At 52.8% G+C, this 16,974-nt stretch carries 16 protein-coding genes; 14 read left to right on the top strand and 2 right to left on the bottom strand.

Annotated elements, in window-relative coordinates; genetic code table 11:
• Positions 1–281 precede the first annotated feature (281 nt).
• The 8 genes from hutW to ACUZ9P_RS10460 all read left to right on the top strand — a co-directional run bounded on the left by hutW (position 282) and on the right by ACUZ9P_RS10460 (position 8,601).
• Positions 282–1,700 (top strand): heme anaerobic degradation radical SAM methyltransferase ChuW/HutW, encoded by a 1,419-nt coding sequence (gene hutW / locus ACUZ9P_RS10495; protein ID WP_449249660.1) that lies wholly within the window; start codon positions 282–284, stop codon positions 1,698–1,700.
• The gene (locus ACUZ9P_RS10490) at positions 1,684–3,792 is read left to right on the top strand and encodes a TonB-dependent receptor plug domain-containing protein (protein WP_449249659.1); all 2,109 of its coding nucleotides are present in this window, start codon (positions 1,684–1,686) and stop codon (positions 3,790–3,792) included. Before hutW ends, ACUZ9P_RS10490 begins: the two co-directional genes overlap by 17 nt.
• Positions 3,793–3,868: 76 nt before the next feature.
• Positions 3,869–4,414 carry an MptD family putative ECF transporter S component gene (locus tag ACUZ9P_RS10485; protein ID WP_298996974.1) on the top strand — a complete coding sequence of 182 codons (546 nt, stop codon included), beginning with the start codon at positions 3,869–3,871 and terminating at the stop codon, positions 4,412–4,414.
• Positions 4,392–5,171, top strand: a complete 780-nt coding sequence (locus tag ACUZ9P_RS10480) for an energy-coupling factor transporter transmembrane component T family protein (protein ID WP_449249658.1) — start codon at positions 4,392–4,394, stop codon at positions 5,169–5,171. The genes ACUZ9P_RS10485 and ACUZ9P_RS10480 overlap by 23 nt, the downstream gene beginning before the upstream one ends.
• Positions 5,171–6,670 carry an ABC transporter ATP-binding protein gene (locus ACUZ9P_RS10475; protein ID WP_449249657.1) on the top strand — a complete coding sequence of 500 codons (1,500 nt, stop codon included), beginning with the start codon at positions 5,171–5,173 and terminating at the stop codon, positions 6,668–6,670. The genes ACUZ9P_RS10480 and ACUZ9P_RS10475 overlap by 1 nt, the downstream gene beginning before the upstream one ends.
• An 11-nt stretch (positions 6,671–6,681) precedes the next feature.
• The gene (gene hutX / locus ACUZ9P_RS10470; RefSeq protein WP_449249656.1) at positions 6,682–7,206 is read left to right on the top strand and encodes a heme utilization cystosolic carrier protein HutX; all 525 of its coding nucleotides are present in this window, start codon (positions 6,682–6,684) and stop codon (positions 7,204–7,206) included.
• Complete coding sequence (locus ACUZ9P_RS10465) at positions 7,203–7,712, top strand: flavodoxin family protein (protein WP_449249655.1); 510 nt, start codon at positions 7,203–7,205, stop codon at positions 7,710–7,712. Before hutX ends, ACUZ9P_RS10465 begins: the two co-directional genes overlap by 4 nt.
• 73 nt (positions 7,713–7,785) lie before the next feature.
• Positions 7,786–8,601 carry a TonB family protein gene (locus ACUZ9P_RS10460; RefSeq protein ID WP_449249654.1) on the top strand — a complete coding sequence of 272 codons (816 nt, stop codon included), beginning with the start codon at positions 7,786–7,788 and terminating at the stop codon, positions 8,599–8,601.
• 103 nt (positions 8,602–8,704) lie between these two features.
• Here the strand turns inward: ACUZ9P_RS10460 and ACUZ9P_RS10455 are convergent, their stop codons facing one another.
• Together ACUZ9P_RS10455 and ACUZ9P_RS10450 are read right to left on the bottom strand one after the other, a co-directional pair.
• Positions 8,705–9,223: a metal-dependent transcriptional regulator gene (locus ACUZ9P_RS10455; RefSeq protein ID WP_192111539.1), complete on the bottom strand. Its 519-nt coding sequence runs from the start codon at positions 9,221–9,223 to the stop codon at positions 8,705–8,707.
• Between the two features lie 74 nt (positions 9,224–9,297).
• Positions 9,298–10,641 carry an MATE family efflux transporter gene (locus ACUZ9P_RS10450; RefSeq protein ID WP_449249653.1) on the bottom strand — a complete coding sequence of 448 codons (1,344 nt, stop codon included), beginning with the start codon at positions 10,639–10,641 and terminating at the stop codon, positions 9,298–9,300.
• 527 nt (positions 10,642–11,168) lie between these two features.
• On the opposite strand from ACUZ9P_RS10450, the gene ACUZ9P_RS10445 reads away from it, so the two are divergent.
• The 6 genes from ACUZ9P_RS10445 to ACUZ9P_RS10420 all read left to right on the top strand — a co-directional run bounded on the left by ACUZ9P_RS10445 (position 11,169) and on the right by ACUZ9P_RS10420 (position 16,960).
• Positions 11,169–11,951, top strand: a complete 783-nt coding sequence (locus ACUZ9P_RS10445) for an ABC transporter permease (RefSeq protein WP_449249652.1) — start codon at positions 11,169–11,171, stop codon at positions 11,949–11,951.
• 1 nt (position 11,952) lies between these two features.
• Positions 11,953–13,152: an ABC transporter ATP-binding protein gene (locus tag ACUZ9P_RS10440; RefSeq protein ID WP_449249651.1), complete on the top strand. Its 1,200-nt coding sequence runs from the start codon at positions 11,953–11,955 to the stop codon at positions 13,150–13,152.
• Positions 13,152–13,982 carry a class I SAM-dependent methyltransferase gene (locus tag ACUZ9P_RS10435; protein ID WP_449249650.1) on the top strand — a complete coding sequence of 277 codons (831 nt, stop codon included), beginning with the start codon at positions 13,152–13,154 and terminating at the stop codon, positions 13,980–13,982. The genes ACUZ9P_RS10440 and ACUZ9P_RS10435 overlap by 1 nt, the downstream gene beginning before the upstream one ends.
• Before the next feature lie 450 nt (positions 13,983–14,432).
• On the top strand, positions 14,433–15,578 hold the full coding sequence (locus ACUZ9P_RS10430) for a hypothetical protein (RefSeq protein ID WP_449249649.1): 1,146 nt from the start codon (positions 14,433–14,435) through the stop codon (positions 15,576–15,578).
• Positions 15,579–16,235, top strand: a complete 657-nt coding sequence (locus tag ACUZ9P_RS10425; protein ID WP_449249648.1) for a class I SAM-dependent methyltransferase — start codon at positions 15,579–15,581, stop codon at positions 16,233–16,235. It begins immediately after the preceding gene.
• Positions 16,236–16,267: 32 nt separating this feature from the next.
• Positions 16,268–16,960, top strand: coding sequence for a class I SAM-dependent methyltransferase (locus ACUZ9P_RS10420; protein ID WP_449249647.1), 693 nt, complete (start codon positions 16,268–16,270; stop codon positions 16,958–16,960).
• Positions 16,961–16,974: the final 14 nt, after the last annotated feature.

The raw sequence follows: 16,974 nt of genomic DNA, 5'->3' as shown, positions 1-16,974 counted from the left end.
GCTGCCGAATTCAGGCAGCGCCTCCGGCGGATTGCAAGCAATCTTTTTCTGCCCCTCCCATCATCACGATCCCCCTTGCTCCCCTCGCAAATTTTGCAAGAAGCCCGCTACTGTTCTTTGGCTCCAAGCTGCTTTCTCCACCATTTTTCCATTAACAGCCGGGCGTCCTCACGAATTGCTGAGCTTTTTTCAATCTGGTATTGACATTCTTTTTCAATTTAATTAATTGAAGTTAACAGAATTAGTTAAGACTAACTTTTATTTGCAATCGAGGAACGCAGATGCATCCCCAGCCTAACCAGAAAATTTACGAAATGCCCGATCCGGGCAAATTATCGGCGGCGTCAGGGCGCGCGCCCAAAGACCTCTCCGCTTTTTTTGCCAAAGAAGGCGTATGCGCCCTCTCGCACGCCTTTGACGGCAAAATCGCCATGCACCCCGGTACTGGCGGCAACATGATTGAGCCGGAAAGCATGCAGAGCCATATGGATCTGCTTTTGGCCTCGCCCCTCAAGGGCAAAACAGTGGCCTACATCCATGTGCCCTTTTGCCAGACGCACTGCCTGTACTGCGGGTTTTACAACAAGGCCTATCACGAAAGCGACAGCCGCCTGTATGCCGACGCCCTGCTGGCGGAGCTGCAAATGTGGCGCGAGCGCAAGGCAGTGCAGAGCACGCCCGTTCACGCCGTGTATTTTGGCGGCGGCACCCCCACAGCCCTTGAAGCGGAAGACCTCAAGCGCATTCTTGAAGGAGTGCGAGAGGCGCTCCCGCTTGCCAACGACTGCGAAATCACGGTTGAAGGCAGGCTCACCAATTTCGGGCCTAGCAAAATGGAAGCCTGCCTTGAAGGCGGCGCAAACCGCTTTTCGCTGGGCGTGCAGAGCTTCCATACCTCCATCCGGCAGTCCATGGGGCGGCTGGGTTCGCGCGAAGACATGGAGCGCGGCCTTGAGCAGCTTTTGAGCTACGATCAGGCCGCCGTCATTGTTGACCTTATTTACGGTTTCCCCAACCAGACGCTGGAACTCTGGCGCGAAGACATTGCCGTTGCCCAATCCCTCAACCTTGACGGGGCGGACTGCTACCAGCTCAATGTGTACCGCCAGACCCCGCTTGGGCGCGGCATCGAACAGGGCAAAATCGCCCCCACGGCGGATATTCCCCTTCAGTCGGCCATGTACGCCGCAGCGGTGGAAGACATGGAAGGGGCCTTCTACCGCCGCCTTTCCCTCAGCCACTGGGCGCGCACTTCGCGCGAACGCAACCTCTACAATCTGTATGTCAAGGCTTCGGCCAACTGCCTTGCTTTCGGCCCCGGCGCAGGGGGCAATCTGGGCGGGCACTTTTACATGAACAACAGCAATTACGCAGAATGGCAGCAGGATGTGCGTGACGGACGCAAGCCTCTGGCCTTTGTGCAAAGCCCCCAGCGCCACTACTTCCTCTACAGGTCGGTTGCCGAGTGTATGGAGCAGGGCTGGATGGATGTAAAAGGCCTTGAGCGTCGTTTTGCCCTGCCTCTTGGTCAAATATGGGAGCCAGTGCTTGCCCAGTGGCAACGCGCCCAACTGCTTGAATGGCATGATGGCCGGGTGGTGCTCACCCTGGCCGGGCAATTCTGGCAGGTAAACCTCACACAACTTTTACTCAATTTTCTCAAGGCGATGCTGGAGGAAAAGAATGTCGCTGCTGCGTAAATTAAACGCTCAGGCCCTGCCCTTGGGCCTTGCCGGGCTGCTGCTCTGGGGGGCGCCGGCCCCGGCTCAGACCCTTGAGACGGAAACCGTCAAAGTTTCTGCCTCAAGGGTGGAAAAGGAACTGCTCGACGTGCCCATGTCGGTCAGCGTGGTCACCAAGGAACAGATCAAGGAATCGACAGCGACAACTGTCGGCGGCCTTCTGGAAGACGTGCCCGGCGTGCAGGTTGTCAATTCTGGCGCGCAGGGGTTGAAGCGCATATCCCTGCGCGGTGAAAACCCCACCCGCGTGCTTATTCTCATCGATGGGCAAAAAATTGCCGAAAACAAGTCCATGGACGGCACGCCCCTGCTCGTTGACCCGGCGATCATTGAGCGCATTGAGGTCATCAAGGGGCCAGCTTCGGTGCTCTACGGCTCCGAAGCGCTGGGCGGCGTTGTAAACATCATCACCAAGAAGGGCGGCACCAAGCCCATCCAAGGGCAGATAACTAGCAGCTACAACGGCTCAACCAAGGGCTTTGACGAAAGCCTGTCCATCTACGGCGCGTACAAGGGTTTCAAGTACCGCGCCACAGGGTTCAATACCTATCAGCACAATCTTTCCACGCCTGACGGCGAGGCCCCGCATTCAAAGTTCAAGGAGCAGTCAGGCTCCGCCTTCCTGAGCTACGACTTCAGCGACAAGTTCACCATGGGCGGCTCCTACGAGCAGTTTTACAGCGATGTCATGGCCGGAACCACGGAAGACAATTCGTTTTACGTCGATATTTCCCCGTGGGAGCGCAAAAAAGCCGCCGTCTTCATGGAGGCAAAAAACCTCACGTCCTTCCTGCCCAAGCTGCGGCTGGATGCCTTCTGGCAAGACACCCACAAAAAGATGCTCAACCATGTGGAGGCGAAGTCCGGCACAACTTCTGTGCTGATGAACAACTACGCGGACAACACCAACGAGCAATGGGGCGCGAGCATGCAGAGCGACTGGGCTCTGGGCGAAAACAACTACCTCATTGCCGGCTATGAATTCAACCGCGATGGGCTGGATGCCGACACCAATACCTATTCCAACATGTCCATTCCCATTAACGCCTTCATGACCAGAAAAATCAATTCCCTCACGCACTACAAGTACGAGGGCTACATGGACACGCATGCCGTGTACGGCCTCATGGAAACCAAGCTGCCGTGGGATTTCACCCTCAACTACGGCGTGCGCCAAACCTGGGTGCGCTCAACCATGAACACAGCGCGCGGCGACAAAACCACAACATCCCAGATGATGGGCCCGCCTACCACCACGTATTCCAATCCCAGCGCTGGCGGCGAGGGCAGCACATGGGAATCGCAGCCGGTATTCAACCTTTCGCTCATGTGGCAGGGCATTGACGACATGACCTTGCGGGCCGGTTTTTCGCAGGGATTCAGGGTGCCTAACCTGCAGGAGAAATATATCATCTCCAGCATGGGCGGCGGCACGGTTGAACCCAACTCCGCACTCAAACCCGAGCACTCCAACAATTGGGAAGTGGGCGCTCGCTACGCGGCTCACGGGCTGGCCCTCGATGCGTCGCTTTTCTACACCGTTGCCTCGGACTACATTGCCACCGAACAGATCGGCAACAATACCTACCGCTACCGCAACGTCAGCTCGGCCAAAACCCATGGCATGGAACTGAGCGGCAGCTATGACCTGCCCTTTGGCTTCACCCCCTACGTTTCCGCCACCTGGATGAAACGCCAGTATGACAACGGCGACTACACCACGTGGAAAACCGGCGTGCCGGAATGGACAGGCCGGGCAGGCGTGCGCTCGCTCCACTCCGTCAACGACGACGTGGACATCATCGGCGATGTTTACGCCCGATTTGCCAGCCAGACCCAGACCGAAAGCGGCTCCAGCCGTATCGAATACAAGAACGATACGTGGACAACGGCCAACGCCATGCTGGGCGTAAAATTCGGCAAAGAAAAGCAGTACATGGTTGTGGGCGAAGTGCTTAACATTTTTAACCAAAAATACAGTCTTGAACCCAATGCCGCCATTTACGAACCAGGGGTTCACGCCAACATCAAGGTAAGTGTGGAATTTTAAATCAGGTATCCGCCCTTGTATTGATATTGAATTTCGTATTCATTTTCTATATAAGGGCGGATATTGGAGTTGCACCATGAGTGAACTGGTCCATCGATACTGGAGCGCCCACGAGCTCGTTGTCATTGGGGTTTTTGCCGCTGCGGCCAAGGTTTCCACGCTGCTGGTGGCCTTGGCCGGGGGCGGCATGAATCCGGTTTCGCTGCTGCTGAAAAACCTGATCTACACGACCCTGCTGGTGGTAATGCTCTACAGGGTGCGCAAGGCAGGAACATTGCTGTTGTTCTCGCTGGTCAGCATGCTCGTCAGCGCCCTGTTGCTTGGGGCCAGCATCACCCTGCTGCCCGCGATCTTGCTGGGCGCTCTCATGGCTGAGGCATCTGTCGCCCTTTGCGGCGGTTACAGCCGGGCATGGGGCCCGGTGCTGGCCGTGGGCGTGTTCGACATTGCGAGCAGGGTCTGTTCGCTGGGAATTTCCTGGTTATTCATGCGCGAAAATCCTTCCCTGCTCATGGCGGCGGTTCCGGTGGTCATATTGGGGTACCTGGGGGCGGCGGCGGGTCTGTTCACCGGGTACAACGCTGTAAAGGAGCTGCGCCATGCGGGCATTGTTCGACAATAACGCGGCAGACGCCGCAGGTTGGCTGCCCAAGGTGGACGCACGCGCAAAACTGGCCTTGAGCGTGGTGGCGGCAATCGGCTCCCTGGTTGTTTCAAACATTCAGGGGCAATTGCTGCTTTGCGGATTTTCCATGTGCTACGCGCTTTCTCTGCGCAAACCCAAGGCGCTGCTCTGGGCATATCTTTTCTTTACCCTCATGTGCGGCATGGCAATGGGCTGCATGTGGATCATGGGACAGTTCATGCCGTCGCTCAACAAAGCCGGATTTACAGGGCTTGTTGTTCCCTTTTTGCGTATGCTCACCATGCTGCACGTGGTTTTGCCCATGGCGCTTTCCACTCGTGTGCAGGATCTGCTCAATGCCTTGCGCGGCATGCGGCTGCCATTCTGCATCTATCTGCCCGCGGCGGTTGTGGTGCGCTTTATCCCCACCTTTCTGGCCGATGTGCAGCAGGTCACGGAATCGCTGCGGCTTCGGGGCTACAGACTTTCACCATGGGGTATTACCCGCCATCCGGTGCAGAGCATGCGACTGCTGTTCACTCCCCTGCTGTTCCGCTCGCTGCGCACATCAGAAGATCTTGGCATCGCGGCGGAGCTCAAGGGACTGGGCTACGGCAAAACCATGACCCCCTACAAAACTTGCCATTGGGCCCTGCGCGACACGCTGCTGCTGATTGCGGCCTGTGCGGTGCTGACGGCGGCTCTGACTCTGCAAATGCATCTGGGCGGAACCAGCCTTGGAGGAATGCGCTGATGCTGCGTTGTAAAAACGTCACCTACACCTATCCGCACCAGCAAAGCCCTGCCGTGCGCGACCTCAGCCTTGCGGTAGAGCCGGGCGAACTCGTGCTCTGCACCGGCGCAAGCGGATGCGGCAAATCCACGCTTATCCGGCTGCTCAACGGCCTGTGCCCCCATTATTTCAGCGGTACCCTGCAAGGCCGGGTGCTGGTCAACGGTACGCCCACCACGGAGCAGACCCCGCCCCAGCTTGCCCGTCAGGCCGGAACCCTGTTTCAGGATCCCGAGCAGCAGTTTTTTGCTCTTAATGTTGAAGATGAACTTTCGTTTGCTCTGGAATGGCAAGGACTTGGCATTGAAACCATGCGCCATGCCGTTGCCGGGGCCGTCAGGCAGTTTGGCCTGGAGGAAATTTGCCGGTCATCCATACATCAGCTTTCTGAAGGCCAAAAGCAGAAGGTCGGCCTGGCCTCCCTGTGGACCCAACGCCCGCAGGCCCTTGTGCTGGACGAACCCACGGCCAACCTTGATCCGGAATCCACGGCCGAACTGGCCCTCAAGCTGGCCCAGCTCAAGGAGCGCGGCATGGCGATTCTGGTGGTTGACCACAGGCTCTACTGGCTGGCTGACGTGGTGGACAGGGTTGTTGTGATGCGCGAGGGACGCATTGAGGCGGAGGGCGACTTTGCCATGCTGCACGATGCGGAACTGCGGCGGCGCTTCGGCCTGCGCGAGGCCCGCGTTCCCGATGCGCGCCGCACCCTGCCCGGCTGCACCAGCGCCCACGGGCTGATACAGGCCCGCAACCTCACCCATGCGCACAAGGGCCGCAAGCCCCTCTACGAAGACGTCAATTTTGACCTGCCCGGCGGCGTCACTGCCATTATTGGGCACAATGGAGCGGGCAAAACCACTTTGGCCCGGATTCTTGCGGGCCTCGACCAGCAGCAGAACGGCGAAATCCTCATTCGCGATCAACCGTGCGATGCAAGACAGCGCATGCGCCACAGCGGCCTGGTCTTGCAGAATGCCGACCATCAACTGCACATGCGCACCGTGGAGCAGGAGGTGCAGACCTGTCTGGAGCTGGCCGGGCAAAAGGACCCCGAGCATGTGCGCATGCTGCTTGAAGAATTCGGCCTGCTGCATCTCGCGGGGCGGCATCCGCAGTCGCTTTCCGGCGGGGAAAAGCAGCGTCTGGTCGTTGCCTGCGCTCTGGCCAAACGCCCTTCCCTGCTCATTCTGGACGAACCGACCAGCGGCCTTGACGGGGCCAACATGAACAGGCTTGCAGCCGCCATTGAGCGGCAGGCCCATCAGGAACGCAGCGTGCTACTTATCACACACGATCTGGAGCTGCTGGCTGGCATGGGGCGGCAGGCGCTGCGCTTGCCGCTGGTCGGACCCCGACAAATCGACCCCCCGCTGACGGAAACACCTGCCCGTAAGCAGCACGGCAATACCCCGAGCATCACCGCCCAGCACAAAAACTCCACCGCTCAGGCGGTGTAAAGGAAGCTGCCATGACAACGGCAAACGACAATACACTGGCAGACAAGGTAGCGGCCCTACTGGCCGAGAAAAAAATGGTCATGCTGGACACGCTGGCGCAGACCTGCGGCGTCAGCGAACTTCAGGCCGCGGAAGCTCTGCCCCAGCCCATGCGGGCCTTTGCCGCAGCGGCGGACTTTGACGCCATATGGGCCGACCTCACAGCCTGGGAATCCGCCACGTTCATCATGCGCCACGGTGGAAGCGTGGTGGAGATCAAGGGGCAGATCCCCGCTGGCAAGCACGGGGGCGGCTATTTCAACCTTGATCACGGCTGCCCTCTGGGCGGGCACATTTGCAGCAACAACATTGCCCACATGGCTTTTTTGTCCCTGCCCTTCATAGGGTTGGAAAGTCACAGCATCCAGTTTTTTGATGCAGCGGGCGCGGTTGTGTTTTCCATCTACATAGGGCGCGAAAACCGCGCGCTCATCCCCTCGGTAAAAGAACGCTTTCTGGCGCTGCGCACGGCGCTGGGCAAGGAGAATATTCAATGAAAACTCTGGTGGCCTACTCCTCCCGCACTGGTAATACGGAAAAGGTGGCCCGTGCCGTGGCTGAGGGCCTGCACGACTGCGATATTTACCCTGTAAAGGATGCCCCAAACCCCAGCGGCTATGACTTTGTGGCCGTGGGCTACTGGGTGGACAAAGGCATGCCCGATGCCGATGCCAAACGGTATATTGAGAGCATCGAAAACTGCACCGTGGCCCTGTTCGGGACCCTTGGGGCATGGCCGGACTCGGAACACGCCGCTGACTGCAAAAAAAAGGGAGAAGCTCTGCTCAATGAGCCGCAACGCGGCAACAGGATTCTGGGATCATTCCTGTGTCAGGGCCGCGTTGACCCGGCGGTGGTGGCCATGATGCAGAAAATGGCCGACAACGCCCACCCCATGACGGACGAACGCCGCGCCCGCCTTGAAGAAGCCGCCAAGCATCCCGATGAGGAAGACTGCCGACAGGCGCGGGAATACATCACGGCCCTTGCTGCCACGGTATAACAGAACAGGCCCGCCTGCGGCGGTGCCGCAAAGCCCTGCCGCAGGCGACCTTGCACGCATGGAGGTCAACATCATGAAAAAACTGTCAGTCTTGCCCGGTCTGTGTTCAGGATCAACCCTGGCTTCGCTGACGTTGCACGGCGGCCTTATCGCCCTTGCCCTGCTGTTGGGTGGACAGGCCTCCTTGCCGCAGGAAAAAGTCTATCGGGTGTCGCTTGCGCAGATGGCAGCCAGCGTTCGCCCCGCTGCTGCCCCAAGCCTGCCGGATGGGGGCGCGGCAGCTCCGTTGAGGGCTATCACGCCGCAAGAGGTGATAAAGACGCAGGAAAAACAGCAGCCTCAGCCGCCGCAACCTGTGAACAACATGGCGCAGGCGTCTGAAAAAACGGTTTCGCCAGTCAAAAAAACCAGCATGAGCAAGCCCCAGCAACAAGACATACAGCGGGCCGCATCGGTCAAACCTGTGCAAACTGCTGCTGCCGTGCAGATGCCGCAGCAAAACGCCGCAGAGACTCCCCCCGGCGCAGGGGCTGAGGCGCAGGCCAGGGGCGTTATAGACGGCAAGGGAACCGCAGGGCATGGAAAAAACGGCGCGGAATCAGGCGGCGCAGCCAGCCCAAGCGTGCTGCACAAACTGCTGGGGGCCATAGAACAGTATAAAAACTACCCCAAGCACGCACGGCGCACCGGAGCCGAGGGCACAGCCATTCTGCTGGTGCAGGTGGGCAATGATGGCAAGGTCACTGGCTCCTCGCTGCACAGGGGCAGCGGCCACGGCGTGCTGGATTCAGCCACGGAGCAGTTGGGTACAAGGCTTGCCGGTCTGGATACCGGAGTTCGCGGCAGCAGCTTTAGCGTGCGGGTGCCTGTGGAATATTCGCTCCACTAGAGCGGATTGGCCGAGAGTGCCCCCGCATGCGCTGATGGCGCGAAAACCCGCCCTGTTGACGCATGCAAAATGCCTGCACGGCGCATCGATTTGGGCCTGTCGGTCAGTCTTTTACAAACTCTTTGCGATGCACGATTGCTGGCGGTGCCTTGGGGCTTGCCGCATGTTGCTTTGTGGCGTGCTCTTCGCGCAGGGCTTCGGTTTTTTGTTGCCAATGCTCCCACTCGCTCTGCGTGTGGTGCATGTACAGCACAAACTGCCGCCAGCGCAGCATTACATCCTCAGGAATGACGTGTTCAAGCTCACAGGCCACGCTAGCGGCTCTGTCTTCTGAAAGTTGCAGTACATTCTGAAAAAAGTCTTTCAGCACCATGTTGCGGTGCGCCAGTTCCTGCCCGGCACGAAGCCCTTTTTCGGTCAGATTTACGAGGCTGTACGGGGCGTAGGTCACGTAGCCGCGCTTTGCCAGCTCGCGCAGGGCGTTGGTCACAGAGGGGCGGGCAACTCCGGCGGCATCGGCAATGTCGCTGGGCCTACAGGCCCCGGCGGCAAATTCCTGCCTGAAAATAATGGCGAGATAATTTTCCAGCGCTGGCGAAAGCTGCTTTTCGTCTTCGGGCATTGGGGGCGGCTCCTTAATATACCTCTGTCTAACATTCTTTGAATGCTGTTAACTTGTAGGGTATATCAAAGAGATCACAGGCTACCAAGCCATTTTTTTTGCCTGTACAGGTACAGCAGGCACAGGGTTCCGGTTGCTTCGGCGCAGGCCATGGACACAAAGATGCCAGTGGCCCCACAATGCAGCAGATAGGTCAGGGCATAGGCCAGGGGGACGCAGATGCCCCAGCGGGTCAGGGCAGTAATGCGGCTGGTAAGGCGCGTGGCCCCTGCGCCGTCCAGCACTGCCTGCAACAGCATGCCCACTACTTCCAGCGGCAGTTTTGCGCAGGCGACCAGCAGAAAAATTCCTGCCACCGTTACGGCGGCCTGGTCATGGGTGAACCAGCGCGCAATGGCGTGTCGGCTCAAAAACAGTGCCGCTGCCGCCACAATGGCGATCATGGCCACCTGTCGGGCATAGTGCAGACCCATGCCGTAGCATTCAGCCTTGCGCCGTGCGCCCAGCAAATGCCCTGTCATGATGGCAAGGGTCATACCCATCGCCGCCACAGGAAAATACAGCATGCTGATAACCCGCATGCCGAGCGTCATCCCCGCCAGAGTTTCCGCAGCATTGCCGGGCATGTTTGCAACACAGGCCAGCAAGGCCATGCTGCCGCTCTGCCCTGCCAGACTGCCCAAGGCAGCGGGGATGCCAATGCGCCACAGCCGCGGCAGCGCGGCCCTGTTCCACCGCCAGCTTGCAAAGGATGACCGGCTGATGATTCCCCGCCGCGCCGCCAGAGCAATATTGCAGGCAAAGCCCAGCACAGACGAGGCAACGGTTGACCACGCCACCCCGGCATAGCCCAACTGGGGCAGCCCCCAGCGGCCCAGCCCGTAGCCCACGCTGCCCACATAATTGACCAGCGCCACCAGGCACAAAGTGGCAAAGGGCAGCCACACCATTTTGTGCGCGCGAAATGTGGAATTGAGAATTATCATGCTGTAATAAAACGGCAATTGCAGGGCATAGGCTTGGGCAAACAGGGAGGCGGCAGGAGCAAGCTCCGGAGAAAACAAACCATTCAGGGGCACGAGCCGCAACGCCAGAAGGGCCAGAGCAGCAACGCAGCTTCCGGCAAGCAGCGATATGCAGAGAACCAGCCCGGCATATCGCCGAGCCCGCAAGAGCAGGCCAGCCCCCACGGCGCGGCTGACAGTAGCCATACAGCCGCTGGCAACCATAGACGTGACAAGCATGAGAAAGGCGAAAATTTGAGAGATGCCGCCAAGCACCGCAAGGATTCGGCCATCAATCTGACCGCATACCCACAGGTCTGTCATGGAAACCGCCAGATGGCACAGCATGAGGCCCATCTGCGGAATAGTGAGCTTCAGGACTTCCCACGTTGTGACGGGCAATGATTGCGACATGCCCCGACATTGGCGTAAAAAGTTATTTTAGTCAAACAAAGTTATATGAGTGTAATCAAGTTATATTACTGTTCTTACTACCATGCACTGGAGTTATCAGTCACCTATTTGTGCTCAATGCCAGGCTGGAAGGCGTCACAGGACATTGTCAGCAGGCAGGTAAAAAAAGATTCACGCGAAAAGCTGTTTGATTTGTGGCGTATTAAAATTTGGATTGCAACTTTCTTGCGTTATGTTTGAGTAAAGGGTTGTAGTCTTCTAAACAAAACATATGGTAGTTAAAAACATGCTGAAAAGGCATGTTACATGCTGGATAATGAAATCGGCCTTTTTTCCAAAAAACAATTATTGACTGCCCCCCAATTATGGATAAAAATAAGTATATTTACAATACGGATCGCCTCACGTGCGTTCAGCAATCGCACTTCTCGCTTAAGCTAGATAAAAAAATAGCTGGGGATGACTAGCGGGACATTTGTGAGTATCATCATTCTCGAATTATGCTGATTGAACAGATTCGGAGGAGTATGCACCTGAACATATCCAGCTGGCAGCGTAATATAACGCTGGTGAAAGCCATTTTTTGGCGAGAGTTTAACTCCATGTATCGCCGCACATGCCTTGGACCACTTTGGGCCTTTGTTGCCCCGGCAGCTTACTTGTGCGTTTTTGTTTTTTTTCGCCTGATGTTCGGCCTGTCCAATCCTGAAGGGGTACCTATGATCCCCTTCCTGTTTTCGGGTTTGAGCATCTGGCTGCTATTCGCAGGGATTCTAAATTCGGCCTTTCCTGCCGTTGTGGCAAATGTCAGCATCTTGAAAAAAATGCCTGTTCCCCCATTAGTGTTTGTTCTTGCAAGTTCGCTACTCCCCTTATTTACCTGTTGCATCTATCTAGTCTTACTAGAAGGAATGCTCATCTATTATAATTACATACCAGGATGGTTACATCTATTCATCCCAGTAATTTTTCTGCTGGTGTTTTTCTTTGCACTCGGACTTGGCCTCTTGGTTGCTTCAATCGCCTTTTATCGTCAAGATATCATCCAGGTACTTCCTACCTTGATTCAACTGGGGATGTTTGCCACACCAATTTTTTATTCTCCCGCAATTATTCCCAAAAGCCTACTGTGGGCCGTGCAAATCAATCCAATTGCCGAATGCGTGGGGATGTTTCGTCAAATATTGTTTTTGGGCACATTCCCCGATTGGAGCGTCCTGCTTAAAGTCCTGCTGATCACAATCCTCCTTTGGGCCATTGCTTTGCCCTTATTCAAGCGCATTGCGCGCTACGTTGCGGATATTTATTAATATGAGTGAAAAATCGATAATTGAAGTTAAGGGGCTGTGGAAAAGATACGGCCTGCCACCTTTCCTTCCGTGGAAAAAGCAGCATGTTGCGGATCACGAATGGGCCTTGCGTGACATTAATTTCACCCTCCCACGCGGTGGTTCTTTGGGTATTCTCGGCAGAAACGGCGCAGGGAAGTCAACCTTGTTAAAAGTGCTAGCCGGAGTGACCCCACCAGACAAAGGCACTGTTAATGTTTATGGACGAATTTTTCCCATGATCGAATTGACTGCCGGCATGAGCATGGAGCTGTCTGGCAGGGAGAATATTGGGATACTCGGCACAATCATGGGATTGAGCCGAACGGAAATTCAAGCTGTCGCCGCTAAAGTTGAAGATTTTAGCGAACTGGGAGATTGGCTTTTACGTCCGGTATGGCAATATTCAAGCGGCATGGTTTCGCGCCTAGCATTTGGCATTGCACTGTACGTTCAGGCAGATCTGCTGATTGTGGATGAAGCACTCTCTGTCGGTGATATCATGTTTCAAAAAAAATGCTTGAACGCTATTTATGCTATGTTAGAGCAGGGTGTCAGCCTACTTTTTGTTTCACATAGCCCAACAGCAATAACCCGGATATGTACAGATGGGATGCTACTTGAGTCTGGAAAAATGCTCCATTATGGCACAGCTATGGAAACTCTTGATGAATATTATGCCACACTGGGCATTGCCGGAAAAACAACTAGAAAACTGCTCCCCGAGGATCAACGCCAAGGCTCGGGAGACATGCGAATCACCAGCATTGAATTTCTGGATTCCAAGGGCAACGTAATTGATGCACCAATCACAGGTGCGGCTGCAACATTCAAGATCTATTATACAGCTAAAACACCTATCCGAGGGTATGGAATTGCCCTAGTCATCAAAAACTCCCGAGATGAAATCCTGCTTTTCCTTAATTCGGCAAAATCTGATCTAGGGCCTCTACCTCAGGGCAAGGGTGCCATTTTGTGTACGGTTCCCACTCTTCCGCTTCTCGAAAAAGGGCTGATACTTACGGTGAAAGTCAAAGGTGACATAGTGTTCGATATCGTGGAAAACGCGGTAACATTTGACATGGTCATTCCCAAGGGCGCACTCATAGCAGACGCCAGAGCAGGTGTTATTTGGTGTGAACAAGCATGGACTCTTGACAAGAGCACACAAGGACAACCGTAATGCTTCAATCGTTTTTCTTCTGGCGCAAACCTCGAGTCGAAGTCCACAATGAACAGTTGCCTACTTCCTGTGATGATTTAAAAAAAACTAAAATTAACATTGGGGCTGGAGCTTTTTCTGCTGCTGGTTGGACTAATCTCGATTTCCCTAGCGAATGGTACAGTTCCCGTCAAACAGCGGAATTCATTCCGTTCGATATAAGAAAAGACGCACTCCCTTTTGCAAACAATTCCATCACCCTTGCCTACTGTTCGCATGTCATTGAACATATAGAAGAAGAATATATTCGATCCCTCTTTTCTGAAGTTTACAGGGTTCTCCGCCCTAAAGGCGTCTTTCGTGTTATCTGTCCTGACGCGGAGGCGCTATATATGGCCACAAAACATTATCCCCAATACTGGTCGTGGAGAGACGCGTGGTTCCAAGGTAAATGGCGAGACTCGCAGACTCCCCATCCGAAACCGCTAGACTACCTTGTCCGTGAAATTGCAACACCTCGCTGCAAGCAGTATATAAAACGGACGTCAGTTTTTCCAGATGATATATTAAAAGATGCATTTGAAACAATGGCTATGGATGAATTTTTAAACTTTATTGTACACAAATTGCCCTTTAGACCAGAAGCTCCTGGTGACCATATCCAATGGTATTCGTTTGAAAAACTCAGTGAGGCATTGCAGCAGGCTGGCTTTACAGTTATCCACTCCGGCTTTGGTGGCAGCGTGCATCCAGAAATGCAAAACGTTACGATATTTGACACGAAATCACCTATGATTTCTCTGTATGTTGACGCCATAAAAAAAGATAAAGATAGATTGGAAAAACTCTGAAAAAAATGCTTATTGATATTTATATAATATATTATATTTTTCAGAATTATTTCGCAAAAAAAAGATTTGTGCCCAAAATGCAAGAGTAAAAATGTCATGCGCCTAAAAAAAGTGGGAACTGACACGATATCTTTTTATCGAAGTGCCTCACCCAAACAAAGATGTAGCCATGCCCAAGCCCCCAGGTTCACATGTCCACTTTTTACTGCTCAGTCGCTTTGCTATGTATTAGAAGCGCCCGGATTGCATATCCGCGCTATGAATACCAATGGTATACCAATGACAGATTATTTGGCAAACACCCTTTCCAAACTGAAGCATGAGTATTTTGGTGATATTCGCCCAGCAGGCGAGGGAACCGTCATTCGTCTGGTAGCGGAGTGAAAGTAAAAGATTACTGATGGCGCAGTCAGTTCGTGCTGCAATGCATCTGCATATTTTGGAGGGATGATGTCTCTCGATATTTTGTGTACAGGAACAATGACGCTTTATTATCGATCCATATGGCCAGTGGCTCGACGCCTCATCCAAGATGGACACAATATATACATGGTTAAACGGGGTTATTTTTCTGAATCCTATATACGCGATAATCCTAAGGCTGTTACCTCATTGGACGAAACAGCGTTAAGATTTATCTGTGATCTTATTGGTATGGATTATAGTGGAATAGACAAAGTGCGTTGGATTGAAGAAAACACCACTGTGCTTCCTGGGAACAAGACGTTCCATCAAGTCCGCAACCTTTTCCAAAGATTTGGCTGGAAAAATTTTGGAGCCTTTGACGTTGTTCTGAGTGTCAATAAATGCTTTAAAGAATTAAACACATTTTCAAATGGCAAGACCGTTCTGGTGGCACTTCCGTATCAAAATATTCCAGATCTCTATATCAACAAAAATTTTTCCTTAGCACCCCAATTGTCTGCTGAGGCGGACTACCTGTTCACATTACGAAAGTCTGCCTTGTCGAGATCCTGGTTCCACTCTGGCCTTCCGTTTTCCGACTCTTTGGCCCATAAGAAAGAGAATGAAAACTTACATTCAGGTCTACGCAAACGCGTTTTGCTGTTGCACCCGGGGGGACGCCGTGGGGTGATATCTCAAGACGGTGACACCTACGAAACATGCATTGCTAACCAGCGTGCAATGTATGAAAAAGTACTAGCACTGCTGCCTAAAGGCTGGTCTCTTGGGCTGAAAATACATCCATTAGCGGCAGCATGGCATGATGTTGTTACCAATCAACCAATCTGCGATACGCTCGGCATTACCCTTCACCCCGGTGACTGGCCAGGAAAATATATCTTTGCTTATGACGCCATCATTTCCCTAGGAAGCAGCCTGATATTTGAAAATATTGGAAGCGGTGTACCTTGCTTTATAGCCAGCTTCCTCGGTGGCCCACGTGAAAGCTACTATTCTTCACTCTCGGCTTTTTATCTTGAATCCCCGGATGAACTACGAGGTGTACTTGTCAATGCGCGGAATAATTCTATAAAAGGATGCGAAAACGTTGTCTTGAGTGAATATAGATGTGATGGATTAGTTACAAATAACATTGTACAAATAATTTATGATTTTATAATGAGGTTTTGAATGTTTCGCTTTATCTATAATAATTTTTTAGTTACTAAAAAAAATCGTGCTAAACAAATTTTAAATGATGGGGCATACTCATCCCATTTGAACCTCATTTCCGAGAAAGATGTATTCCAATTTATACTTGAAAAAAAACCTAAGAAAGTTCTCGATGTAGGGGGTCGAAATGGGGAATTTTCTTTTTTATTTCCGCAAGCTGTTGCCTGCAATGGGTATGATATATTGGATGTTGATGTGCAACCCCGCAGAGGATTCATACGCGGGGATATAATCCATTGCCCTGAAATTTCCAGCAATTCTTATGAATTGGTTTTTTCAAACAACGTACTTGAACATGTTGCTGATCCTTTTGCTGCGGGCAGAGAATGTGTGCGAATCTGTAGGCCCAGCGGGTTAAATGTTCATCTGACACCTTTTTCCTGGCGCTATCATCCATGTCCCAAGGATTTTTTCAGATTTACACACTCTGGCCTTGAAATACTTTTCAACCAAACCGGAGACATGAAAACATTACAACTAGGTTACGATATTAGCAGACGACGGCAAAACCACTATGGAGGGAAGCTAAAAGACAATCTTGATACTCCACCTATTGACGCAATGGGTGGATGGTTAGAACAATGGCAGACAATATACATTGGTGAAAAGAAGTGAATTCCTTCAGTCTCAATAACTAGTGAGATGAAATGGCTATTTTACACAAACTCAATTGCGATTTTTTTACAGATTTTGTCTATACCGACCGCGAAGGCAAAGGACAATACGTCTGGGAGAAATATAAAACAGCACTTTGTGTTGATGACATCCTTGATGTTGGTGCCGATAAAGGTGTCTTGGCAAAACATCTTCCCCATAACGTCCGCTATCACACGATTGGCTTTGGCGCTTCGATTGATCAAGAATACAATCTGGAGAACTGCCCATATCCATTTGAAGATATGTCCTTTGATGTTGTGTTGTGCTTGGACGTTCTAGAGCATCTGGAGCATATTCACGCGGCTTTTGATGAATGTTGTAGAATAGCAAAAAAGACTGTTATTATTTCTCTCCCGAATCCATACGCTGATTTCATGCATTTTTTGCGAAGTGGAAGATACAGAGGACGGAAAAAGGATATGAAGTTTTATGGTCTTCAGCCAGAACCGGAAGAAGATAGACATCGTTGGTTTTTTTCACCAACTGATGCTCAAGAATTTATTAACTACAGATCAAGGCGCATGGGATTTTCAGTTTTGCAATTTGACAGTGAATATTGTGAAATTCCCCGACAAGCCAAGAAAAGTGACAATGCATTCCGAAAACTGTTCCGAGATGATATTGACTTTTTTGACCTTGAATGCGGTCCACTATGGTGGGTATTGAAACGAAACGACTTTTAAAATTTGCAAGGAAT

This window comes from Desulfovibrio intestinivivus, assembly GCF_053570665.1.
The sequence above is the reverse complement of the archived record's forward strand: the minus strand, read 5'-3'. Positions and strand labels throughout refer to the sequence as shown.

Coding starts and splice junctions, on each gene's coding strand:
- ACUZ9P_RS10465 (WP_449249655.1), top strand. CDS start 7,203: ATGAAAACTCTGGTGGCCTACTCCTCCCGCACTGGTAATACGGAAAAG.
- ACUZ9P_RS10455 (WP_192111539.1), bottom strand. CDS start 9,223: ATGCCCGAAGACGAAAAGCAGCTTTCGCCAGCGCTGGAAAATTATCTC.
- ACUZ9P_RS10445 (WP_449249652.1), top strand. CDS start 11,169: ATGCACCTGAACATATCCAGCTGGCAGCGTAATATAACGCTGGTGAAA.
- hutX (WP_449249656.1), top strand. CDS start 6,682: ATGACAACGGCAAACGACAATACACTGGCAGACAAGGTAGCGGCCCTA.
- ACUZ9P_RS10480 (WP_449249658.1), top strand. CDS start 4,392: ATGCGGGCATTGTTCGACAATAACGCGGCAGACGCCGCAGGTTGGCTG.
- ACUZ9P_RS10440 (WP_449249651.1), top strand. CDS start 11,953: ATGAGTGAAAAATCGATAATTGAAGTTAAGGGGCTGTGGAAAAGATAC.
- ACUZ9P_RS10460 (WP_449249654.1), top strand. CDS start 7,786: ATGAAAAAACTGTCAGTCTTGCCCGGTCTGTGTTCAGGATCAACCCTG.
- ACUZ9P_RS10425 (WP_449249648.1), top strand. CDS start 15,579: ATGTTTCGCTTTATCTATAATAATTTTTTAGTTACTAAAAAAAATCGT.
- ACUZ9P_RS10450 (WP_449249653.1), bottom strand. CDS start 10,641: ATGTCGCAATCATTGCCCGTCACAACGTGGGAAGTCCTGAAGCTCACT.
- ACUZ9P_RS10430 (WP_449249649.1), top strand. CDS start 14,433: ATGTCTCTCGATATTTTGTGTACAGGAACAATGACGCTTTATTATCGA.
- ACUZ9P_RS10485 (WP_298996974.1), top strand. CDS start 3,869: ATGAGTGAACTGGTCCATCGATACTGGAGCGCCCACGAGCTCGTTGTC.
- ACUZ9P_RS10420 (WP_449249647.1), top strand. CDS start 16,268: ATGGCTATTTTACACAAACTCAATTGCGATTTTTTTACAGATTTTGTC.
- hutW (WP_449249660.1), top strand. CDS start 282: ATGCATCCCCAGCCTAACCAGAAAATTTACGAAATGCCCGATCCGGGC.
- ACUZ9P_RS10435 (WP_449249650.1), top strand. CDS start 13,152: ATGCTTCAATCGTTTTTCTTCTGGCGCAAACCTCGAGTCGAAGTCCAC.
- ACUZ9P_RS10490 (WP_449249659.1), top strand. CDS start 1,684: ATGTCGCTGCTGCGTAAATTAAACGCTCAGGCCCTGCCCTTGGGCCTT.
- ACUZ9P_RS10475 (WP_449249657.1), top strand. CDS start 5,171: ATGCTGCGTTGTAAAAACGTCACCTACACCTATCCGCACCAGCAAAGC.